At 71.0% G+C, this 21,823-nt stretch carries 23 protein-coding genes; 5 read left to right on the forward strand and 18 right to left on the reverse strand.

Going from position 1 to position 21,823, the window contains the following annotated elements; translation table 11 throughout:
* The 7 genes from EEJ42_RS46610 to EEJ42_RS46640 form a co-directional block, all read right to left on the reverse strand.
* A partial coding sequence (locus tag EEJ42_RS46610) for a GvpL/GvpF family gas vesicle protein (protein WP_184503601.1) occupies positions 1-562 on the reverse strand: 562 nt, incomplete at its 3' end.
* Positions 559-963, reverse strand: coding sequence for a gas vesicle protein (locus EEJ42_RS46615; protein ID WP_123108204.1), 405 nt, complete (start codon positions 961-963; stop codon positions 559-561). The genes EEJ42_RS46610 and EEJ42_RS46615, both read right to left, overlap by 4 nt.
* Before the next feature lie 2 nt (positions 964-965).
* On the reverse strand, positions 966-1,217 hold the full coding sequence (locus EEJ42_RS46620; RefSeq protein ID WP_123108205.1) for a gas vesicle protein GvpG: 252 nt from the start codon (positions 1,215-1,217) through the stop codon (positions 966-968).
* Between the two features lie 13 nt (positions 1,218-1,230).
* Positions 1,231-1,947 (reverse strand): GvpL/GvpF family gas vesicle protein, encoded by a 717-nt coding sequence (locus EEJ42_RS46625; RefSeq protein WP_123108206.1) that lies wholly within the window; start codon positions 1,945-1,947, stop codon positions 1,231-1,233.
* Between the two features lie 2 nt (positions 1,948-1,949).
* Positions 1,950-2,330 (reverse strand): gas vesicle protein GvpJ, encoded by a 381-nt coding sequence (gvpJ, locus tag EEJ42_RS46630; RefSeq protein WP_123108207.1) that lies wholly within the window; start codon positions 2,328-2,330, stop codon positions 1,950-1,952.
* 176 nt (positions 2,331-2,506) lie between these two features.
* The gene (locus EEJ42_RS46635; protein WP_123108208.1) at positions 2,507-2,815 is read right to left on the reverse strand and encodes a gas vesicle protein GvpO; all 309 of its coding nucleotides are present in this window, start codon (positions 2,813-2,815) and stop codon (positions 2,507-2,509) included.
* Between the two features lie 4 nt (positions 2,816-2,819).
* On the reverse strand, positions 2,820-3,449 hold the full coding sequence (locus EEJ42_RS46640; protein WP_123108209.1) for a TetR/AcrR family transcriptional regulator: 630 nt from the start codon (positions 3,447-3,449) through the stop codon (positions 2,820-2,822).
* A 148-nt stretch (positions 3,450-3,597) separates the two neighbouring features.
* Here EEJ42_RS46640 and EEJ42_RS46645 point away from each other — a divergent pair, with 148 nt between their 5' ends.
* Together EEJ42_RS46645 and EEJ42_RS46650 are read left to right on the forward strand one after the other, a co-directional pair.
* Entirely contained in the window at positions 3,598-4,788 is a 1,191-nt protein-coding gene (locus tag EEJ42_RS46645) for a cytochrome P450 (RefSeq protein WP_123108210.1), read from the forward strand.
* Positions 4,789-4,793: 5 nt separating this feature from the next.
* Positions 4,794-5,012 carry a ferredoxin gene (locus EEJ42_RS46650; RefSeq protein WP_123108211.1) on the forward strand — a complete coding sequence of 73 codons (219 nt, stop codon included), beginning with the start codon at positions 4,794-4,796 and terminating at the stop codon, positions 5,010-5,012.
* A 33-nt stretch (positions 5,013-5,045) separates the two neighbouring features.
* Here EEJ42_RS46650 and EEJ42_RS46655 read toward each other — a convergent pair whose 3' ends face one another.
* On the reverse strand, positions 5,046-5,891 hold the full coding sequence (locus tag EEJ42_RS46655) for a DUF4142 domain-containing protein (protein WP_123108212.1): 846 nt from the start codon (positions 5,889-5,891) through the stop codon (positions 5,046-5,048).
* A 181-nt stretch (positions 5,892-6,072) separates the two neighbouring features.
* On the opposite strand from EEJ42_RS46655, the gene EEJ42_RS46660 reads away from it, so the two are divergent.
* Positions 6,073-6,510 carry an SRPBCC family protein gene (locus EEJ42_RS46660; protein WP_123108213.1) on the forward strand — a complete coding sequence of 146 codons (438 nt, stop codon included), beginning with the start codon at positions 6,073-6,075 and terminating at the stop codon, positions 6,508-6,510.
* Between the two features lie 49 nt (positions 6,511-6,559).
* Here EEJ42_RS46660 and EEJ42_RS46665 read toward each other — a convergent pair whose 3' ends face one another.
* The 10 genes from EEJ42_RS46665 to EEJ42_RS46710 form a co-directional block, all read right to left on the reverse strand.
* A complete protein-coding gene (locus tag EEJ42_RS46665; RefSeq protein ID WP_123108214.1) occupies positions 6,560-6,961 on the reverse strand; it encodes a DUF3662 domain-containing protein in 402 nt (133 codons plus the stop codon).
* Positions 6,962-7,053: 92 nt separating this feature from the next.
* Positions 7,054-7,449 (reverse strand): SseB family protein, encoded by a 396-nt coding sequence (locus tag EEJ42_RS46670; protein WP_123108215.1) that lies wholly within the window; start codon positions 7,447-7,449, stop codon positions 7,054-7,056.
* 160 nt (positions 7,450-7,609) lie between these two features.
* Positions 7,610-8,398 (reverse strand): hypothetical protein, encoded by a 789-nt coding sequence (locus tag EEJ42_RS46675; RefSeq protein WP_246097897.1) that lies wholly within the window; start codon positions 8,396-8,398, stop codon positions 7,610-7,612.
* 277 nt (positions 8,399-8,675) lie between these two features.
* Complete coding sequence (locus tag EEJ42_RS46680) at positions 8,676-9,716, reverse strand: NAD(P)-dependent alcohol dehydrogenase (RefSeq protein ID WP_123108217.1); 1,041 nt, start codon at positions 9,714-9,716, stop codon at positions 8,676-8,678.
* Positions 9,717-9,928: 212 nt separating this feature from the next.
* Positions 9,929-11,299 carry an MFS transporter gene (locus EEJ42_RS46685; protein ID WP_123108218.1) on the reverse strand — a complete coding sequence of 457 codons (1,371 nt, stop codon included), beginning with the start codon at positions 11,297-11,299 and terminating at the stop codon, positions 9,929-9,931.
* A 133-nt stretch (positions 11,300-11,432) separates the two neighbouring features.
* Positions 11,433-12,959, reverse strand: a complete 1,527-nt coding sequence (locus EEJ42_RS46690) for a mannitol dehydrogenase family protein (RefSeq protein ID WP_221179498.1) — start codon at positions 12,957-12,959, stop codon at positions 11,433-11,435.
* A gap of 11 nt (positions 12,960-12,970) precedes the next feature.
* Complete coding sequence (gene manD / locus EEJ42_RS46695; RefSeq protein ID WP_123108219.1) at positions 12,971-14,203, reverse strand: D-mannonate dehydratase ManD; 1,233 nt, start codon at positions 14,201-14,203, stop codon at positions 12,971-12,973.
* Positions 14,200-15,198 (reverse strand): 2-hydroxyacid dehydrogenase, encoded by a 999-nt coding sequence (locus EEJ42_RS46700; protein WP_123108220.1) that lies wholly within the window; start codon positions 15,196-15,198, stop codon positions 14,200-14,202. Before EEJ42_RS46700 ends, manD begins: the two co-directional genes overlap by 4 nt.
* Positions 15,195-16,232 carry a LacI family DNA-binding transcriptional regulator gene (locus EEJ42_RS46705; RefSeq protein WP_123108221.1) on the reverse strand — a complete coding sequence of 346 codons (1,038 nt, stop codon included), beginning with the start codon at positions 16,230-16,232 and terminating at the stop codon, positions 15,195-15,197. Before EEJ42_RS46705 ends, EEJ42_RS46700 begins: the two co-directional genes overlap by 4 nt.
* Before the next feature lie 156 nt (positions 16,233-16,388).
* Positions 16,389-19,766: a pyruvate carboxylase gene (locus EEJ42_RS46710; protein ID WP_123108222.1), complete on the reverse strand. Its 3,378-nt coding sequence runs from the start codon at positions 19,764-19,766 to the stop codon at positions 16,389-16,391.
* A gap of 183 nt (positions 19,767-19,949) precedes the next feature.
* Here EEJ42_RS46710 and EEJ42_RS46715 point away from each other — a divergent pair, with 183 nt between their 5' ends.
* A complete protein-coding gene (locus EEJ42_RS46715) occupies positions 19,950-21,170 on the forward strand; it encodes a cytochrome P450 (RefSeq protein ID WP_123108223.1) in 1,221 nt (406 codons plus the stop codon).
* Between the two features lie 54 nt (positions 21,171-21,224).
* Positions 21,225-21,818 carry a helix-turn-helix domain-containing protein gene (locus tag EEJ42_RS46720; RefSeq protein ID WP_123108224.1) on the forward strand — a complete coding sequence of 198 codons (594 nt, stop codon included), beginning with the start codon at positions 21,225-21,227 and terminating at the stop codon, positions 21,816-21,818.
* Positions 21,819-21,823 lie beyond the last annotated feature (5 nt).

The raw sequence follows: 21,823 nt of genomic DNA on the forward strand, positions 1-21,823 counted from the left end.
CGATGCGCGCGGCCGTCCGCACCGCGGCCTGCCAGGCGTCCTCGGCGCCGCGCCGCCGTCTGCGGCGCGCGGCGAGATACGCCCGGCCCGGGCTGAGCCCGGAGTCCCCCGCGTCGTCCTCCGGCGCCGCCGCGGCCGTCCCGCCACCGGTGTCCGTATAGACCTTGACGCCCCATTCGACGCGCCCGGTGAGCCGCTCCAGCAGCGGCAGGAACTCATCCCGGCGCTCCTGGAGCACCTGCCGCACCCGGTCCTCGTCCCGGTACACGGTGGCCAGCCGCAGCGGCAGTACGGCGCCCAGCGGGGCCAGCGCCGCCACCACCCCGTGGTGGCCCCGGGCCAGCGCCTCGAGCCGGGGCAGCTCCTCCAGGCGCGCCTTGAGCGCCGCCTCCCCGAACTCCCGGGCCGGAACCGGTCCGACGGCCGCGGCGAGGTCACCCGTCTCCACGAGCCCCACCTGCTCGTCGGCCACCCCGCGCAGCGCGGCGACCGCCCGCGCGGCCTCGGGGGTGGGGCGCAGCACCGCGTAGGCGTACACCATGTGCTGTGCGATATCGGTCACCCGTCCACGCTCCTGTCGCTTGTGTCGCCCCTGTCGCTCCGGTCCTGGGGCTGTGCCCGCAGCGCCGCGATCTCGGCGCGCAGCCGTGCGTTCTCCTCGCTGAGGGACCGTTCCGCCCCGCCACTCTCCACGGCTGGGGGCCGTGCGCGCGAGGACAGCGACGGATCGTGCTCCCACCAGTCGATGCCCATCTCCTTCGCCTTGTCGACGGAGGCGACCAGCAGCCGGAGCTTGATGGTGAGCAGTTCGATGTCGAGCAGGTTGATCCGGATGTCGCCCGCGATCACCACGCCCTTGTCCAGCACCCGTTCCAGGATGTCCGCGAGGGACGGGGCGTCCCGCTGGTCGTACGAGGCGGGCAGGCGCGGCGAACCCAGCCTGCCCGCTACCGGTTCTGTCATCGTCAGGGGGCTCGTCTCTGCTCGTGCCGTTCCAGCTCGTCCAGCCGGTCCAGCAACTCGTCCTCGCGGCGGTCGTACTCGTCCTCGTCGATCCGCCCGGCCAGCAGGTCCTGTTCCAGTTCGGTGAGGGCGCGCCGGACCGGCGCCGGGTCGTAGTACTCGCGCTCGGCGGCCACGAGCACCTGCTCGGCGACCCAGACGGTCGTGCGCACCGGCGCGAGCGGAAAGGTGAGGAGCCCGGTCAGCAGTCCCACGGCGCCCTCGTCCTCAGGCCACGAAGCTGTACGGGGGCAACGGCCCGCGCAGCCGGAAGTCGTAGCCGTCCCCGTAGCCCCGCGCCAACTGCTGCGCGGCCCGGGAGAACTCCTCGGCGCGCCCCCGCTCCACCAGGAACGAGGCGTTGAGGAAGTCGTCACCGGCCGGGGAGGACACCACCTTGTGGCGGGCCATCCCGGCGAGCCGTCCCACGACCTGCTCGGCGAGTCTCTGCTGCCGTACCCCCACCTGGCGGGCGACCAGTTCGCCGAGCGCCACCCGGTCCTCGTGCGAACCCCGGCCGTCGCGGGTGCGCTCATTCAGGCGCCGCGCGTCGTCGGACTCGGTCAGCACCTCCCGCAGCAGGTCGTCCTGGGAGCGCGCCGCCTTCAGGTTGAACTCCGCGGTGGCGTCCAGCTGATCGAGGCCGCGCACGTACTCGGTGCGCTTGGCGTCCAGCGCCGACTTCACCGCGACCTCGTCGGGGGCGAGCAGCCCGAACCGCATCGGCAGCACCGCCCCGTCCGCCATCAGCCGCTCCTGCACCTCCTGGTGGGCGGCCAGGTCGCGGCGCTTGGGACGCAGGGTCTCCGGCGCCGGGCTCACCACGCCCGTCAGCGGGCCGCTGGTCACCGCGCGCGGCGCGCCGGACACGCCGCCCACCGCGCGCAGCCCGTCCAGCCGCAGCGGATGGTCGGAGCGGGTGATCGCGTAGAGGTAGAGATGCATGGTCACTTGTCCTCGTCATCGTCGCCGCCGAACACATTGCCGATGGCATCGATCGCGCCGCTCAGCGCGCCCTCGGTCTTGCCCCGGGCGCCGCCCTCGACGATGTTGCCGACGATGTCGCTCAGCTTGTCCGGGGCCTTGCGGCCCGATTCCAGGTCGAGGCGGTTGCACGCCTCGGCGAAGCGCAGATACGTGTCCACGCTGGCGATCACGATCCGTATGTCGATCTTCAGGATCTCGATGCCCACGAGGGACACCCGGATGAAGACATCGATGACGAGGCCGCGGTCCAGAATGAGTTCGAGAATGTCGAAAAGGCTGCCGGTTCCTGAACCGGTCGAGGTGGTGGCTGGTACTCCGCCGGTCTGCGTCATGACGGTCACGTGTGGTCGTCCTCTCGCTCGCTCGGTCTGCCCGTGTGCTTGTACGAGCGGGACGGCACCCGTGTTCACTCTTGATCCGCGGGAAACACGTGTGCCGCGCAACGACGAGCGCCCCGCGCCACCGGGAGTCGGTGGCGCGGGGCGCGGGAGGACGTGAGCAGCGGGAAAGAGGGTGGTCAGCGGCCGCGGTCGAGCTGGCCGCGGGCGTAACGGCGCAGCCTTTCGTAGCCCAGGAGCATGCCCTGCGTGTCGAGGGTCACCCGGTACGAGGCCAGGATGGTCATGGTGTCCGGCACCCGTTCCAGCTCCACCACTTCCACATCGGCCAGCCATCCGTCCGCTGTCGGCTGCAACGCGGAGACGGACTCCGGCGCCGTGCCCAGCAACTCGCCGAGCTGCTGGGCCGCGCCACGCATGGCCTGGGCCGCGGGAACCCGGCGCGGCCGGTCGTTCGTCTCCGGGGTGTCCGGATCAATGCTCGTCATGGTCCTACCGTGCCAAGTCGGCGGAGCGTGTGGTGTGCGGATCGCCAAAGCGCGTGACCGGCAGATCCTCCAGCAACGTGGCGAGCGCGCCGGTGACGAGGGCGCACACCTCGTCCGGATCGGCCTCCGCGAGCGACTCCTTGCCCACGACCACCCGCATCAGCCCGATGCCCAGCATCCACGAAAGCGCCAGGTCGGCGCGGAGCCCGCGGTCCTCGGCACTGCTCAGGGACGCCAGCACCCGGGCGTAGTCGTCGCCCATGCCGCGCACCGCGGTACCGATTTCGTCGCCGCTGCCCACCGAGCGCAGCAAGGTGGCCAGCGCACGGTCCTCCCGGGCCCGGTCGTCGCCGTGTCCCAGCATGCCGCGCAGCGCGGTCTCGAACAGCTCTCTCGGCGGGGTGGTGTGCAGCTGTTCCTGGCCATCGTGCGCCACCACCTCCCCGAACAGGGCCTTCTTCGAGCCGAAGTAGCGGAACAGCAGCGCCTGGTTCACCCCGGCGCGCTCCGCGATGTCGCGTACGGTGGCCCGTTCGTATCCCCGCTCGGCGAACAGCGCCGACGCCGCCTCCAGCAGCATCAGCCGTGTGCCCTGCGCGTCCCGCCGAGGTGCTTCCGGTGTGGTTCCACCCATCATCCACTCCTGTCGTCGGCCGACCGCCCCACCGCGCGCCGCCTGCCGCTCCGACGGAGCGTCACAGCACCGGCCGAGAGGCGCCGTTGACCGTATCAAGGGGACCGGCATAGCTTCGTAAGCACGTGCTTACGCCAGGGAGGTCACGATGACCACAGCGGAGACGACACCCATCGCCTATCCCTTCAACGACCCCGAGGGCCTGGATCTGTCCGCGGCCTATGAGGAAGCGCGCCACCGTCCCGGACTGCTGCGGGTGCGCCTGCGGTACGGCGAACCCGCCTGGCTCGCCACGCGGTACGCCGACGCCCGGCTGGTCCTCGGCGACCGGCGCTTCAGCCGCGCGGAGGCCCTGAACCGGGACACGCCGCGGCAGGGCGAGGGACAGATGGACGGGGGCATCCTGAGCATGGACCCGCCCGACCACACCCGGCTGCGCACCCTCGTGGCCAAGGCGTTCACCGTCCACCAGGTGGAGAAACTCCGGCCGTACGTACGGGAGTTGACGCAAGCGCTGCTGGACGAGCTGGAGGCCGCCGGGCCGCCCGCCGACCTGGTCGACCGCTACGCCCTGCCCATCCCGGTCGCCGTCATCTGCCGGCTGCTCGGGGTGCCGGAGGAGGACCGGCCGAAGTTCCGGGTGTGGAGCGACGCCGCCCTGTCCACCAGCTCCCTGACCGCGGCGGAGTGGGAGCGCAACCGCGAGGAACTGCGCGCGTACATGGCCCGGTTGGTGCAGGAACACCGGGAATTCCCGCGCGACGACATCATGACCTCCCTGATCGAGGCGCGGGACCAGGGCGACCGGCTCTCCGAGCTGGAACTCGTCGATCTGTGCGTCGGCATCCTCGTCGCCGGGCACGAGACCACGGCCACCCAGATCCCCAACTTCGTGATGGTGCTGCTCGACCACCCCGATGAGCTGCGCCGGTTACGTGAGGAGCCCGAGCTGATCAAGGGCTCCGTCGAGGAGCTGATGCGGTTCGTCCCGCTCGGCGTCGGCGCCTCCCAGGCCCGCTACGCCACCGAGGACGTCGAGGTGGGCGGCACCCTGGTGCGGGCCGGGGAGCCCGTCCTGGTGGCCGTCGGCTCGGCCAATCGCGACGCGCTGCGCTTCGACGAGCCGGGCAGGCTGAACGTCGCCCGCCCCGCGACCCAGCACCTGGGCTTCGGCCACGGGGTGCACCACTGTCTGGGCGCGTCGCTGGCCCGCCTGGAGTTGCAGGAGGCCCTCGGCGCGCTCATCGGCCGCTTCCCGAACCTGCACCTGGCCGGGGACGTGGTGTGGAAGGACCAGATGCTGGTTCGGGGGCCGCGGGTCATGCCGGTGGGGTGGTGACCCGGATGACGTGGAAGGCCGAGGTCGACGGCGGCCGGTGCATGGCGTCCGGCATGTGCGCCGGGATCGCGCCCGATCTGTTCGTCCTTGACGACGAGCGGGCGCGTCCGCTGAGCGAGGAGGTTCCGGAGGAGGAACGGGTGCTGGACGTGGCGGACTCCTGTCCGGCCCTGGCCATCACCATCGTCGACGGGGGTGCGACGGTGGTCGGCCCGCGTCCCTGAGCGGCGCCACGGAGCAGCGTCACCGGAGACGCGTTACGGGACGGCGGGCGGCGAGGACACGGCGGGCGGCGTGGTGACCCCGCCGGCTCCGCTCGCCGCTCCCACCCCGGCACCGTTCACCACGTTCGGGTCGAGGCTCTGCTCGCCGCCGTTGTCCGCCGTGCTGACGCTGTTGGGCGGGGGCGTGGGCTTGGACGTGCCGACGATGAACGTGGGCTCGCCCGGGGCGGGCTTGGGCGGCGTGGTGAACTCCGGGCCCTCGGTCGGGGTGGTGGTGATCTGCGAGACGGCGGAGTCGAAGTTGACCATCCCCGTCTTCTCCATCTGGGTGATGTGGTCGAGCACGGTGTTGTTGGCCTGGACCGCGAGCCTGCGCACCAGCGAGTTCTTGGTGGTCTGCCGGATCTTGGCGATGGAGCTGAAGATCTGGCCGTGGGTGACGCGCAGGATGTTCGCGTAGTAGGTGTCGAAGTCCTTGCCCGTCTTCGCGTTCATCGTGTCGATGAAGCCCTGCTGTTGTGGCGTGGGTTTGTTGGGCAGGGTGATGCCGAGTTTGGGCGCGACCTCCCGGCTGATGGCGTCCAGCAGCTGATGACCGTCGAGCAGGTGCTTACCGGCGGTCTTGACCTGCTCCGTCGTCCCCTTCTGGAGCCCGATCTTCCCGGCCGGGTACTCCCACAGCCCCGCCAGCCGCACCTTGACCACGAAGTCCTTGTCCGCCCCGCTGAGCGGCCCGAACTGGTTGTCCGACATCTTGCTGAGATTCGTGGCGGATTCCTGCGTCAACCCGGTCATCACGGGGGAGACGATCACGGCGAGGGTGACCACTACCGAGCCGATGAGCAGTGAGGTGCCTGTCACAAAGTACCGTGATCGCATGGAGCCTCCTGGCGGGGACCGCTTGTCGTTGTACGGAGCAGTTGTCGCGTCGCGCTGATGTCAGGCGCCGACCGACACCAGTGAATACGGATCGTTCACTTCCGTCGCTCAAACATCTTGCCGTTTTTTACCCGCTCTTGGGTGGACGGGCTGTGACCTGTGCGGTCGCTACGATCCCGTCGTGGCCCTCTTCCTGATCGAGCGTCCCTCGCCCCACCCCGCCGAGGAGACATGGCGTCGGCTGACCCAGTGGCAGCGGCACGGCAGATACGTGCCGTTGAGCAGCGTCGCGCTGCGGTCCGAGGGGCCGACGCGGGTGGGGTCGGTGGTCGTGGCACGCACCGGGGTGGGCCGGGCCGGGTTCGAGGACCCCATGGAGGTGGTCCGCTGGGAACCGCCGGGCGAAGGACGGCCGGGGCTCTGCCGACTGGAGAAGCGCGGCTCCGTGGTGCTCGGCTGGGCCGAGATCGAGGTGTGGGCCGACGGGGAGCGGTCGCGGGCGGTGTGGCGGGAGGAGGCGCGGGTGGCGCGGCTGCCGCGGGCGCTGGACGCGCCGACCGCCTGGGCCGGGCGTCTGGTCTTCGGCCGGGTGCTGCGCGGGCTGCTGGAGGACGACTAGCGGCGAGGACGGGGGCGAGGATCAGGGCTGCGAGGGCCAGGGGCGAGGATCAGGCCGCGCCGTCGGCGAAGGCGTCCGCGCGGATGTGGGTCAGCGGGGCGGCGGCCACCCGGTAGCGCCCGTTGGGCACCTCGCTCGACTTGGTGACGTGGACGGTGAGCGGGCCCGCCCACTCGTACCCCTGCTCCTCCGCGTGCCGCATCAGGCTGTCCGTGAGCGTCTGGCCCGCCTGCTTGCCGTGCCGGGACAGCTCCTCGTACACCTCGTCGGACAGCTCGACGTCGTAGGCGTTGGGCACGACCACCCGACTCGAACTGCACACCACCGCCTGACTGTCGCATTCCTCCCGCAGGGCGCCGAGCAGTTCCACCGGCTCGTTGGGGAACACCTTGGCGAGCAGTGCGTCCTCGAAGCGCTCTATGGCTCGTTCGATCCGGGTCAGTGTGTCCATGGTCACGCGGGTGCCCGAAAAGAAGCGGGTGTATGTGCGTGACTACGGTCCGCACATACACCCGCACCCTGGGTGAGCATGGGAGAAAGCGTTCAGCCGGCGCGGCTGAGCAGGGTCTTCACCCCGGTGGCCGTCAGCGTGACCGCTTCCGGGGCACCCGCGTCGATGGTCAGGGAAAGCTCCTCGGAGGGCCAGCCCTGAGCCAGCGCGCCCAGCGGCACCTGGTGGTAACGCTCGATCTGCGGCAGCGCCTGGTGCATGCGCTCCGGAGTGGTGAAGACCGGCACCAGCTGGGCGCCGTCCTCCTGCTGGAACACCGGCAGGGTCACCGCCTGCGGGTCGGTGTTCTCGGCGCTCTCGGCGGCGGGAAGCAGTACCTCACTCCCCGCGAGAGTGTTCAGCGCGGACTCGTCCGCACGGTCGGCAGCCAGCTCGCCGAGGGCGTGCTGAGTGGCGGTAACGGCGTTGTCATCGGGAAGAGCAGTCATGATTCCGTCCAAGATCGGGATATGCGAGTGGCCGTGCCCGGGAGCGGGCGTCCTGGCCACGGCTGGCTCGAATACCCGGTTGTATGGCACTCACACATCCCGTGGCGGAGTGTTTTCGTTTTCTGCTCGGATGTGGCGCAGGTGGCCGCTCGGGCGCCGCTCAGGTGCCGCGGTACGCCTTGTAGTTCCGGAAGAGCAGATAGGTGTCGAGAATGTCGGAGGACGCGCTCTCGACCGACCGGTAGATCCCCCACTTGGGCCGCTGGTAGTCGCCCTGGTCCGGCATCTTCACGTTCGACATGCTGCCCTGCACCGCGACCGGGGCGCTGGACCCGGTGCCGTTACGGGCCGTGAACGTGGCCTTGCCGCTGGACCCGATGGTCAGCTTCCACTCGATGGTGATCCACTTGTTGCGCAGGGGCGAGAGATCGGTCGAGGCGATGTCCGGCGAGCCGGAGTTGGCGTACGCCCGGGCCCGCAGCGTCTCCTTGCTGCCGCTGCGGCCGAGGTCCAGGGTGATGTACGGGCCGCCGTTGTCGACCGGGGTCTTGGTCTGGAAGATGTGCGTGAACTTGCTGGTGCCGTGCAGCGAGGACGGCATGTACATCTCGTACGAGAGGGTCCAGGTCTCCCCGTCCCGCATCTTCAGCTTCGTACCGCCCTGCACCATGCCCTTGGACTCGGTGCGCTGGCGGTCGCCGCCGCCGGTGGTGTCGCGGTCGTCCTTCCAGATGTTGAAGCGGTAGTGGTCGCCGCCTTCGATCACGACGTAGTCCCGGTCGGGGTGCTGATTGCCGCGGTCGGCCTCGATGCCCTCGAAGGCCTTGAGTCCGACGCCGGACGGGCTGGGATTCCAGACCAGTTGCGGCGCCAGGGCGGCCGCGGCGGCCGGGGAGGCGCCCGACGTCAGCTGCCCGAGGAGGGGCGCGCCGACGGCCGTGGCGGTCATGGAGCTGAGTAACGTCCGACGACTGAAACCGCGTGGAGCAGAGTCTTCTGCCATGGTGGGTCCCTGTGGAGGAGGTCGGAGGAGCGGGAAATGGTCGATCTCGCGCGTATGCGCGGGCCTGGCGCGTACATACGATGGACTGGACCATTGGGGTCGTCAAGGCTCGCGGCAGGGTTATTCATCCCATGTCTTGGCAATGACCTCGGCGGCCGCTCCGGAAAGGGGAACGGCCGCCGAGGTTACAAAAGCGCTCTGTGGGTGGAGAGCTGAGGGTGCGTCAGATCGTCGCGGCGTCGATGACGAAGCGGTAGCGGACGTCGCTGGAGAGCACCCGCTCGAACGCCGTGTTGATCTCCTCGGCGCGGATGGTCTCGATCTCGGCGCCCACCCCGTGCTCCGCACAGAAGTCGAGCATCTCCTGCGTCTCGGCGATGCCGCCGATGAACGAACCCGCGAGGGTCCGGCGACCCATGACCACCGAGAACAGGTTGAGCGAGATGGGCTCCTCCGGGAGGCCCACGTTCACCAGGGCGCCGTCCGTCTTCAGCAGCTTCAGGTACGCGCCGAAGTCCAGCGGCGCGGACACCGTGGACAGGATGATGTCGAAGGTGCCGTCCAGCTCCTCGAAGGTCTGCGGGTCGCTGGTCGCGTAGTAGTGGTCGGCGCCGAGCCGCAGCCCGTCGTCCTTCTTGCGCAGCGACTGGCTGAGCACGGTGACCTCCGCGCCCATCGCGTGCGCGAGCTTGACGGCCACGTGGCCGAGGCCGCCCATGCCCAGGACGGCGACCTTGCTGCCCGGCCCGGCCTTCCAGTGGCGCAGCGGGGAGTACGTGGTGATGCCCGCGCACAGCAGCGGGGCGGCCACGTCCAGCGGCAGCGCGTCCGGGATGCGCACGACGTAGTTCTCGTCGACGACGATGCCGGTGGCGTAGCCGCCGTAGGTGGTCTCGCCGTACTTGTCGGTGGAGGCGTACGTGGCGGTGTGGCCCTCGGCGCAGTACTGCTCCAGGCCCTTGCGGCAGTTCTCGCAACGGCGGCAGGAGTCCACGAAACAGCCGACGCCCACCCGGTCGCCGACGGCGTACTTGGTGACACCCGATCCGACCTCGGTGACGACACCGGCGATCTCATGACCCGGCACCAGCGGGAACGGCACCTCGCTCCAGCCCTCCCGGACCTGGTGGATGTCCGAGTGGCAGATGCCCGAGTACATGATGTCGATCGCCACGTCGAACTCGCTGACCGCGCGGCGCTCGATCGTGGTGCGCTCCAGCGGGGCCTTGGGGGCAGGTGCGGCGTAGGCGGCAACGGTACTCATGAGGCGTTTTCACTCCTTGCGGTGGATCCGTGTTCGGTCTCCTTCGAATCCATGGCCGAACACCGTGGCCAGGGTGCCAAGGTGGGGCCAGAGTGGCCAAAAGTTGAATCAATCTGAGAGGATGGTGACTAGCGGAGGAGAAGCGGGGAGATGCGCCCCGAGCGGGCCGCCGGAGGATGCCGACGACCCGCTCGTCATGGGGAACGTACCGGTCACACGGGTTGGCGCGGGACGGTGGCGTCGGCCGCGGTGTTCAGATCGCGGTCCAGGGTTTCCGGGGTCATTCGGGTCGTGATGAGACTCACCGCCGCGACTACCGTCATGTAGACCGCGACCGGTATCCAGGAGCCGGTGAACGCGGTGAGCAGCGCGCTACAGATGAGCGGCGCGACACCGCCGCCGATCACCGAGGAGAACTCGCGGCCCAGGGCGACCCCGGCGTAGCGGTAGCGGTTTCCGAACAGCTCGGGGAAGTAGCTCATGTGCACCCCGACCAGGCCCTGGCAGGCCAGGATGAAGCCGACCGCCATTGCCACCGCGATGGCCACCTTCGAGCCGGAGTTCAGCGCGATGAACGTCGGGGCGGGCAGCAGCACCATGCCGGTGAGGATCAGCGAACACACCGGGCGCCGTCCCAGACGGTCCGAGAGGGCGCCGAACGCGATGGCCGCCACGCCGCCGCAGAGGGAGCCGAGCAGCAGCACCTCGGGCACGAAGCTCTTCTCGACGCCCACGCTGGACACCAGGTAGGAGGCCATGAACACCTGGTAGGTGTACGACTGCGTGCTGACCCCGAAGTTCATGAGGATCACCAGCAGCAGGGGCTTGCGGCCGTGCTGGAAGACCTCCTTGACCGGTGAGGCGGGCCGCTCGTGCTGGGCCTTGAGCTCCTGGAACACCGGGCTCTCGTGCAGCTTGCGGCGCATGACCATGGCGGCTGCGGTCACCAGGAGGCTGCTGGCGAAGACCACCCGCCAGCCCCAGGACATCAGGGCGTCATCGGGGAGTTGCTGGGCGAGCATCCAGGCCACCGCGCCCAGCGCGGTGCCGAGCGCCGCCCCCGTCATGACGAGGGATGACAGCCTGCCGCGCCGTCCTGGGGCGGCCGTTTCCGTGAGCAAGGTGGCGCCTCCGGCCTGCTCGGCGCCCGCGCCGAACCCCTGGGCCATGCGGCAGATCAGCAGCAGGATCGGGGCGAGGATGCCCACCGACCCGTACGTCGGGAGCAGACCGATGGCGAGGGTGGAGCCGCCCATGAGGAACAGGGTGGCGATCAGCACCCACTTGCGGCCGAGGCGGTCCCCGAACCGGGAGAAGAAGAGCCCGCCCAGCGGCCGGGCGGCGAAGCCGACGGCATAGGTGCTGAAGCTGGCGAGGAGGCCCACGGACGCCGAGACATTGGGGAAGAAGAGATCGCTGAAGATCAGCGCCGAGGCGGTGCCGTAGATGACGAAGTCGTACTGTTCGAGCGCGGTGCCGACCAGGCCGGCCCAGGCCGCGCGGCGTACCGCCTGTGGGTCGGCGGGTGGTTCACCGGTCGGGGCGGTGGCGGGTGGCGGGGGAGTGGCGGTGTTGCTCTCCATGATCCATGCCTCCTTGAACGGATCGGTTCCGGAGCGGAATCGGGCAGGGCGAAGCAGGGGGAGTGGCGGGGACGGTGGGGTGAAGAGGGAAGGGGAGGGGACGGGGGGCTTCGGCGGGGCCCTGAACGGGCCCTCAGTGGGAGCCGCAGGCATCGGCCGCCGCCGCGGCGGGGCCGTGCCGGACGATGATGTCGATGAGGTCGGCGATCCGGGCGGTGAAGGCCGGATGGTCCGTCAGGTGATCGCCGAGCAGCCCGCTCTCCAGCACGGCCTCGACGAACGCGGTACGCGGCCCGGCGGGCGCGGACCGGGCGAGGTCGGCCAGTGGCTCGCGTGCCGGGTCGGCCATCGCGGCCGCATGGGGCCCGGGTGAGAAGCCGGAGGGCGGTGCCACGCAGCACAGATACGCGGCCACGGTCAGCGCCAGATGGTGGGGCATCCGCCCGGCCCGCAGATGGAGCAGGGCCGGTTCCGGCACCCGCTGGCGGAGCTTGACCGAGCCGTCCGAGCCGACCTGCCGGGTGCGGTGGCCCAGCGCGGTGTTGGCCCAGCGGTCGAACAACTGCCGTATGTATTCCTCCAGTTCGATGTCGGTGGGCACCGTGAGGCTCGGTAGATAGTCGTCGTGGAGCACACTGCGCGCGGCCTCGGCGATGAACGGCCGGGCGATGGCGTCCGGGATGGTCTCCCGCCCGTCCAGCGCGCCGAGATACGCGATGAGCGAATGGGTGCCGTTGAGCAGCCGCAGCTTCAGCAGCTCGTACGGTTCCACGTCGTCCGTGAACAGCGCCCCGCCGTGTTCCCAGCGCGGACGGCCTGCGGCGAAACGATCCTCCATGACCCACATGGAGAACGGTTCGGCCGGTACGGGGACGGCGTCGCGCACCCCGAGGCGGTCGGCGACCGCGTTCCGGTACACATCGGTGGTGGCGGGCACGATCCGGTCGACCATGGAGCTGGGGAAGGTCACCGAACGCGTCAGCCACGGCAGCAGCTCCTCGCGCTCCGCGGCCGGGAGCGCCTCGGTGAACTCGTGCACCAGCCGCCGGGTCTGGGACCCGTTGCCCACCAGGTTGTCGCAGCTGAGCACCGTCAGTGGCCGGGCGTGGGTGCGTACGCGGCGCTGGAGCCCGCGCACGATGCGCCCGATGGTGGTCCGGGGCGGGCCGTCACCGCGCAGATCGGCCCGCACCGCGGGGGAGTCGAGGTCGAGGCCGTGGGTGCGCGGGGAAAAGGTGTAGCCGTGTTCGGTGACCGTCAGGGTGACGATGGCCGTGCCGGGCGCCGCCAGCGCGTCCTGGACCTCGTCCGGCTGTTCCGCGGCTACCAGCGCCCCGGTGTGCACCGCGGGCACGCTGACCCGGGTGCCGGAGGGCGAGATCTCCACCACCGCGTAGCGCAGTTGCTGCTCGCGCAGCGCCTCGGCCACGGTGGCGGAGCGTCCGGCGACCCCGAGGATGCCCCACGGGCCGTCCGTGTGGTCCAGTGCGGCCGCGGTGTGGACGGCCTGGTGGGCGCGGTGGAAGTTGCCGAGCCCCAGATGCACGATGCCGGTCTCGGTGGGCGGCCGCCGCGGGGTGAGCACGGACGCGGCGGCGGTGCTGCGGTCCAGGCGCGGCAGGCGCGCCGGAGTGGCCAGCGTGGTGGGGGGCCTGGTCATGGGGGAGATCCTCACCAATCCGTCATCGAGCCGTCGCGCCGTCGCGCGACCGGCAGGTAGGCGGGTTCGTACGGAAAGCGGGCGGCGAGCGTCTCGTCCACCTCGACGCCGAGGCCGGGCCGGTCGCCCGGGTGCAGATGTCCGTCGGCGTAGGACCACGCGTGCCCGAACACCTCGTGCACGAGCGGCTCGTAGCCCATGTACTCCTGGATGGCGAAGTTCGGCGTGGCCAGGCCCACGTGCAGCGACGCGGCCAGCGCCACCGGGGACACGTCCGAGGGGCCGTGCGGCCCGAGCCGTATCTGCCAGATCTCGGCCAGGGCCGCGATCCGCCGCAGATGGCTGATCCCGCCCGCGTGGCTCACACAGGTCCGTACGAAGTCGATCAGCTGCTCGGTGATCAGCGACTGGCATTCCCAGACCGTGTTGAACACCTCGCCGATCGCCAGCGGCACGGTGGTGTGCTGCCGCACGTGCCGCAGCACCTGCTGGTTCTCCGCGGGGGTGACGTCCTCCAGCCAGAACAGGTCCACGTCCTCCAGCGCGCGCCCGAGCCGGGCGGCCTGGCCGGGGGTGAGCCGGTGGTGCGCGTCGTGCAGCAGCTTCAGTTCGGGCCCGACATGGTCCCGTACGGCGGTGAGCACCTTCGGCGCGTGCCGGAGGTAGGCGTCGGTGTCCCACACCTCCTCCGCCGGGGCGGCGCCGCGCCCGGCCGGTTCGTATCCCCGGCCGCTCCGGCTCACCCCGTACACCGTGTCCAGGCCGGGGACACCGCTCTGCGCCCGCACGGCGCGGAACCCCTCCTCGCGCCGGGCGTCGACGGACTCCAGCAGCTGCGGCAGGTCCCAGCCGGTGGCATGGGTGTACGTGAGGATCCGGTCGCGGACCGCGCCGCCGAGCAGCTGGTAGACGGGCTGGCCGGTGGTCTTGCCCTTGATGTCCCACAGCGCCATGTCCACCGCGCCGATGGACGTCATCGTCACCGGGCCGCGCCGCCAGTAGACCCCGCGGTAGAGGTACTGCCAGGTGTCCTCGATGCGTGCCGGGTCGCGGCCGATGAGCAGCGGCGCCACATGGTCCCGCAGGTACGAGGCGACGGCCAGCTCACGGCCGTTGAGCGTGGCGTCGCCCCAGCCGACGAGGCCCTCGGTGGTGGTGATCTTGAGCGTGACGAAGTTGCGGCCGGGGCTGGTCACCAGCACTTCGGCGGCGGCGATGGTGTCGCTCTTGGGCGTGGTGCTCATCGGGCCACCGCCACCACGTTGCGCAGCGGCTCGCCGCCTGCCAGCCGGCCGATGTTGGCGGTGATGTCGGCGGCGCGGCGGATGAAGGTCTGCCGGGTGAGGCCGGAGGAGTGCGGTGTCATCAGTACGTTGTCCAGCGTTTCGAAGGGATGCCTGCTGGGGGCGCCGGTGTGTCCGCTCGTCGGGTACTGGTACCAGACGTCGAGCGCCGCGGCCCCGATGGTGTGGGTGCGCAAGCCCTCGTACAGCGCGTCCTCGTCCACGACGGGACCGCGCCCGACGTGGACCAGCACCGCGGACTGGCGCATCCGGGACAGCTCGGCCTCGCCGATGAGTCCGGTGGTCTCCGGTGTGAGCGGCGCCGACACCACGACCACGTCGGAGGTGTCCAGCAGCGCGCCGAGGTCGTCGATGGTCCCGGACCAGGTCAGCCCCTCGGCCGCCGCGTCCACTTCGCCCCGCCGGGTGACCGCCACGCCGCTCGCGCCGAACGCCCGGAACCCCTGCCAGCAGCGGGCGCCGATGTGCCCGAAGCCGACGAAGCCGATGGTGGCCGCGGACAGCGAGTCCATCCAGGGGGAGTGCGGATCGTGTGCGGGGGAGTCCCACACCGCGCGGCGCAGCGCGTCGTGCTGGCGCAGAAAGCCGCGCCGCAGCAGGATCGCGGCCGATACGGCGTATTCGGCGATCGCGTCCTCGTGGTGGAAGGTGTTGGCCACCCGGGTCCCGGGCGGCAGCGCGGTCAGGTCGATCTTGTCCGTTCCCGCACCGGCCGTGTGGACCAGCCGGAGCCGGGTGGCGAGGGCGGCCGTCCGGGCGGTGCACTGCCCCGCCACCAGCACGTCCGCGTACGGCACCGCGGCCTCGACCGCCTCGGTGTCCCTGGGCTCGGGCCAGCTGACGACCGTACCCGCCGGAAGGGCGGCCTCGAACTCGGCGCGCAGCGGACGCAGATTGGGGTCGGCGACCACCACGGTCAGGGGGTCGGGGGTCACGGCGTGTCCTTTTCCGCCGCCACCGCGGCCCCTGCCTGGACGGAGTGCGGCGCCGGGCCGGTGGACCCGCGCACGATGAGCTGGGTGGGCAGCCGCAGGGTGCGGGGCATCTGCCGCTCGCCGCCGAGGACCTGCCCGAGCAGCTCGTGGCTGAGCGCCCCGGCCCGGGCCATCGGCACCGCGATGCTGGTCAGGGAGGGCTGCGCCACTTCGGCGAAGGGGATGTCGTCGACGCCGATGACGCTCAGCCGCTCGGGAACGCTCAGCCCCAGCGCCCGGGCGCCGGAGATGACGCCCAGGGCCATCAGATCGTTGTGCGCGATCACGGCGGACGCTCCCGAGGCCATGACGCTCGCCGCGGCGGCCGTGCCGCCCGCCACCGTCTCCGACTGCCAGCCCAGCAACTCCAGCTCCAGCCCGACCCGTTCGGTCTCGGCGCGGATCAGCGCGACCCGGTGCGCGTTGGACCACGAGCGCTGCATGCCCTGGACGTAGGCGATCCGCCGATGGCCGAGCGCGGCCAGGTATTCCACGGCCTGGCGCATCCCGTGGGCGGCGTCGGCGATCACACAGTCGGCGCCGGCCGTCTCCCGGTTGACCAGCACGGCGGGCGTCCGTCCGCACAGGTCCAGGACCTCGTCCGCCTCCAGCCGGGGCGAGCACACGATGAGCCCGTCCGCCTGCCCGGTCATGTGCGCGATCACCTCGCGCTCCCGGTCCGGGCTCAGGTCGGTGTCGGCGAGCACGACGGTCTGCCGACGGCGCCAGCCCTCGCCCTGGGCGGCCTTCACGAAGGCCCCGAACACGGGGTTGGCGATGTCGGGGACGACGACGGCGATCGTGGCGGTCTCCGTGTCGGCGGGGGTCTCGGCGGCGCGGGCGGCCACCGGTGGCTCGTATCCCAGTTCTTGGGCAACGGCCAGGATCTTGCGCAAGGTCTGCGGTCCCAGCCGGTCCGGGTTGCTGAACGCCCGGGAGGCCGTGGACAGCGCCACATTGGCGCTCTTGGCGACGTCGGTGAGGGTGGGGGCCATGGCGGCCCGCTACCGGTGCGAGGAAAGGGTGCGAGTGAACGACATAGTGCATGGTGTTCACCGTTGCGCAACCTTGTCAACGGTTGCCGAAGTATTGGCAAGGCCCCGGTCCGGTGGTCTGAATCTTCCACCGGACCGGGGCCGTGAGGCTGTGCCTCAGCCGAGGTCGACCAGCAGGTCACCGCCCTCCACCTGCTGGATGCTGTTGATGGCCACCCGGGAGACCCGGCCGGCCTTCGGCGCGGCGATGGTGGCCTCCATCTTCATCGCCTCGATGGTCGCCACGGTGGCACCCGCCTCGACCTGGTCGCCCTCGGCGACGGTCAGCGTCACCACCCCGGCGAACGGCGCGGCCACATGGCCCGGGTTGCTCTTGTCGGCCTTCTCGGTGGCCGGGATGTCGGAGGCCGCCGAGGTGTCCCGGACCTGGATCGGGCGCAGCTGGCCGTTCAGGGTGGACATCACCGTACGCATGCCGCGCTCGTCGGCCTCGCCGATGGCCTCCAGCTCGATGAGCAGCCGCACCCCGGGCTCCAGGTCCACCGTGTACTCCTTCCCCGGGCGGATCCCGTAGAAGAAGTCCTTGCTGTCCAGCACGCTGGTGTCGCCGAACGTCTCCCGGTGGGTCTCGAACTCCTTCGTCGGGCCGGGGAACAGCAGCCGGTTCAGGGTCCGGCGGCGGTCGTCGGCGAGGTGCCGCCGGTCCTCGGCGGACAGCTCCTCCGTCGTGGGCTTGGCCTCCGCGCGGCCCTCCAGCGCCTTGGTGCGGAAGGGCTCCGGCCAGCCACCGGGCGGGCTGCCCAGCTCGCCGCGCAGGAAGCCGATCACCGAGTCCGGGATGTCGAACTTGTTGGGCTCGGCCTTGAAGTCCTCCGGCGACACCCCGGCGCCCACCAGGTGCAGCGCGAGGTCGCCGACGACCTTCGAGGACGGGGTGACCTTCACCAGGTGGCCGAGCATGCGGTCGGCGGCGGCGTACATGGCCTCGATGTCCTCGAAGCGGTCGCCGAGGCCGAGCGCGATGGCCTGGGTGCGCAGGTTGGACAGCTGGCCGCCGGGGATCTCGTGGTGGTACACCCGCCCGGTCGGCGAGGCGAGGCCCGCCTCGAACGGTGCGTAGATCTTGCGCACGCTCTCCCAGTACGGCTCCAGCCCGCCGATCGCCTCCAGGTCGAGGCCGGTGGGCCGCTCGGAGTGGTCGGTGGCGGCCACGATCGCCGACAGCGAGGGCTGTGAGGTGGTGCCCGCCATGGACGCCACCGCCCCGTCCACCGCGTCCGCACCGGCCTGGATCGCGGCCAGGTAGGTGGCGAGCTGTCCGCCCGCGGTGTCATGGGTGTGGATGTGCACCGGCAGGTCGAACTCCCGGCGCAGCGCGGACACCAGCTTCGCGGCGGCCGGGGCGCGCAGCAGCCCCGCCATGTCCTTGATGGCCAGCACATGCGCGCCCGCGTCCACGATCTGCTCGGCGAGCCGCAGGTAGTAGTCCAGGGTGTACAGCGTCTCCGACGGGTCGGACAGGTCGCTGGTGTAGCACAGCGCCACCTCGGCGACCGCGGTGCCGGTGTTCCGCACCGCCTCGATGGCGGGCCGCATCTGCCCGACGTCGTTGAGCGCGTCGAAGATGCGGAAGATGTCGATGCCGGTGGCGGCGGCCTCGTGGACGAAGGCGTCGGTCACCTCGGTCGGGTACGGGGTGTACCCGACGGTGTTGCGGCCGCGCAGCAGCATCTGGAGGCAGATGTTGGGCACCGCCTCGCGCAGCGCCGCCAGCCGTTCCCAGGGGTCCTCGGCGAGGAACCGCAGCGCCACGTCGTAGGTGGCGCCGCCCCAGCACTCCAGCGACAGCAGCTGCGGCACGGTGTGCGCCACCGCCGGGGCCACGGCGAGGAGGTCCTTGGTGCGCACGCGGGTGGCCAGCAGCGACTGGTGCGCGTCCCGGAACGTGGTGTCGGTGACCCCGATCCGCGGCGACTCGCGCAGCCACCGGGCGAAGCCCTCCGGGCCCAGCTCGGTGAGGGTCTGCTTGGACCCGGCGGGCGGCGCCCCGTCCGGTACCTCCGGCAGCTTCCCGGCCGCGTCGATCAGCTGGGGCCGGGGGCCGTGCGGCTTGTTGACCGTGATGTCGGCGAGATAGGTGAGCAGCTTGGTGCCGCGGTCGGCGGAGTGCCGCGCGGTCAGCAGATGCGGCCGCTCCTCGATGAACGACGTGGTGACGTGCCCGGCCCGGAAGTCCGGATCGTCCAGCACGGCCTGGAGGAACGGAACGTTGGTGGACACCCCGCGGATACGGAACTCGGCCACCGCGCGCCGGGCCCGCCCGATGGCGTGCTCGAAGTCGCGGCCCCGGCAGGTCAGCTTCACCAGCATCGAGTCGAAGTGGGCGCTGATCTCGGCACCGGCGTGGGTGGTGCCGCCGTCGAGGCGGATGCCCGAGCCGCCCGGCGAGCGGTAGGCGCTGATCATGCCGATGTCCGGGCGGAAGCCGTTGGCCGGGTCCTCGGTGGTGATCCGGCACTGGAGCGCGGCGCCGCGCAGATAGACGGTGTCCTGCGACAGACCGAGGTCGCGCAGGGTCTCCCCGCTCGCGATCCGCATCTGCGACTGGACGAGGTCGACATCGGTGATCTCCTCGGTCACCGTGTGCTCGACCTGGATCCGCGGGTTCATCTCGATGAAGACGTGGTTGCCCTCGCGGTCCAGCAGGAATTCCACCGTGCCCGCGTTGCGGTAGCCGATCTGCCGGGCGAACTTCACCGCGTCCCCGCAGATCCGCTCGCGCAGCTCTGCGCCGAGGTGGGGCGCGGGCGCCATCTCGATGACCTTCTGGTGGCGGCGCTGCACCGAACAGTCCCGCTCGAACAGGTGCATGACATTGCCCTCGGCATCGGCGAGGATCTGCACCTCGATGTGGCGGGGCTCGACGACCGCCTTCTCCAGGAAGACCGTCGGATCGCCGAACGCCGACTCCGCCTCGCGGGCCGCCGCCTCGATCGACTCGCGCAGCAGCCGGGGCTCCTCGACCCGCCGCATCCCGCGCCCGCCACCGCCCGCGACGGCCTTGACGAACACCGGAAAGCCCAGCTCCTCTGCCGCCCGTACCAGCTCGTCCACGTCCGAGGAGGGCTCCGAGGAGCCGAGCACCGGCACCCCCGCGGCCCGGGCCGCGGCCACCGCCCGCGCCTTGTTGCCGGTCAGCTCCAGCGTCTCCGCGCTCGGGCCGATGAATGTGATCCCCGCATCCTCGCACGCCCGCGCGAGGTCGGGGTTCTCGGACAGGAAGCCGTATCCGGGGTACACCGCGTCGGCCCCGGCCTGCCGCGCCGCGGCGACGATCTCCTCGACGGACAGATAGGCCCGCACCGGATGGCCCGGCTCGCCGATCTCGTACGCCTCATCGGCCTTCAGTCGGTGCAGCGAGTTGCGGTCCTCGTGGGGGAACACCGCGACGGTCCTCGCTCCCAGCTCATAGCCGGCGCGGAACGCCCGAATGGCGATCTCTCCTCGGTTGGCGACCAGCACCTTGCGGAACATGTGCTTTCCCTTCCTACTGCCCGTCCTACTGCCCGGTACGAACACAGCCTGCTCGCGACACTACTGCTGCCCAGCGCGCCGGGCGGCACCCTTGTGATCCAGTTCGCACCTCGGGCATGGTGCCCGGGGGACCGAACGGCGTTCCCCGGAAGAGTCCGCAGGCTGCTGCCGAGGAGGACCATCGTGAGTGCCCCGTCGTCCGCTCCCCACCAGGCCCACCAGGCCCACCAGGCCCCGCCGTACCCCAGGCAGCGCGCCAACTACGTCGACCCCGCGCCCGCACTGATCACCGGCCCCGCCATCAGCCCGCTCCGGTTCGTCGGCGGCAGTACGGGATGGCTGGTCACCGGATACCACGAGGCCCGGGAGGTGCTGCGGGATCCGCGTTTCAGCGCCGAGCGGTGGCGCGGCGACGACACCGTGCGGCCCGTCTCGCAGAACGTCCGGGAGAACCGCGGCAACGGGCCGGGGTCGTTCCTGAGCATGGACGCCCCCGAACACGGCCACTATCGCGGGTTACTCACCCGCTACTTCACCGTACGGCGCATGCGCGCCCTCGAACCCCGCATCGACGGCATCGTCACCGACTGCCTGGACGCCCTCCAGGCCGCGGGGAAACCGGCCGACCTGGTGGAGCACTTCGCGCTGCCGGTCCCCTCGCTGGTGATCTGCGAAATGCTCGGCGTGCCCTACGCGGAGCGCGAGACCTTCCAGCGGGCCAGCGCGCAGGTCCTGGTCCAGGACCAGTCGGGCGGCCAGTTCGACCAGGGGATGCGGACGATCACCGACTTCATCGGCGAGCTGACCGCCGCCAAGCGGCGCGCCCCCCAGGACGATCTGATCTCGTACCTCACCTCCGTCGGCGAGCTGTCCGACGTCGAGATCAACAACATGGCCGCGCTGCTGCTGATCGCCGGCCACGAGACCACCACCAACATGCTCAGCCTCGGCACCTTCGTCCTGCTCCAGAACCCGGAGCAGATGCGGCGGCTGCGCGAGGACGACGCGCTGGTGCCCGGCGCTGTCGAGGAGTTGCTGCGCTACCTGAGCATCGTCAACGCCTTCCCGGTCCGGATCGCGCTGGAGGACGTCGAGATCGGCGGCGTCACCGTCACGGCCGGCCAGAGCGTGGCGGTCTCGGTCCCGGCCGTGAACCGGGACCCCGCACTGGTGGACGAGCCCCACACGCTCGACGTCGGCCGCCCCCGCAGCAGCCACCTCGCGTTCGGGTACGGCATCCACCAGTGCCTCGGCGCGAACCTCGCCAGGATCGAGCTGGCGGCGGGCTACCGCGGACTGCTCGGCCGGTTCCCGGACCTCGCGCTCGCGGTGGCGCCGGAGGAGGTGCGGATGCGCAGCGACATGGTCATCTACGGGGCCCATGAGCTGCCCGTCACCTGGTGATCAGCTGATCATGGAGATTTGACAAAACTTCTTGCCGTACCGGCAAATGGGGGGATGGCAGACGACGACATTCCCGAGGTGCTGAACGCCGTCGGCCCGCGGCTGCGGGCGTTGCGGCGGGAGCGCGGATCCACCCTGGCCCAGCTGAGCGAGACCACCGGGATCTCGCTCTCCACCCTTTCACGGCTGGAGTCGGGGCAGCGCAAGCCCACCCTGGAACTGCTGCTGCCCCTGGCCAAGGCCTACGGCGTCCAGCTGGACGAGCTGGTCGGCGCGCCGCCCACCGGCGACCCCCGCGTCCATCCCCGCCCCTTCACCCGGCACGGGCAGACGTTCGTGCCGCTGACCCGCTACCTCGGCGGGCTGCACGCCTACAAGCAGATCCTGCCCGGCCGGAAGACGGGCGCCGACGTCCGGCCTTCGCAGGCGGTGCACGAGGGGTACGAGTGGCTGTACATCCTCTCCGGCAGGCTGCACCTCGCCCTCGGCGAGCACGATCTCATCCTCACCTCGGGCGAGGCCGCCGAGTTCGACACCCGTACGCCCCACGGCTTCGCCAGCGCGAGCGCACAGCCCGTCGAGTTCCTCAGCCTCTTCGGCGCCCAGGGCGAGCGCATGCATGTGCGCGCCCGCCCCACCGGCGACTGAACCGA

Source organism: Streptomyces botrytidirepellens, from assembly GCF_003721215.1.
GTDB classification, from domain to species: domain Bacteria; phylum Actinomycetota; class Actinomycetes; order Streptomycetales; family Streptomycetaceae; genus Streptomyces; species Streptomyces himastatinicus.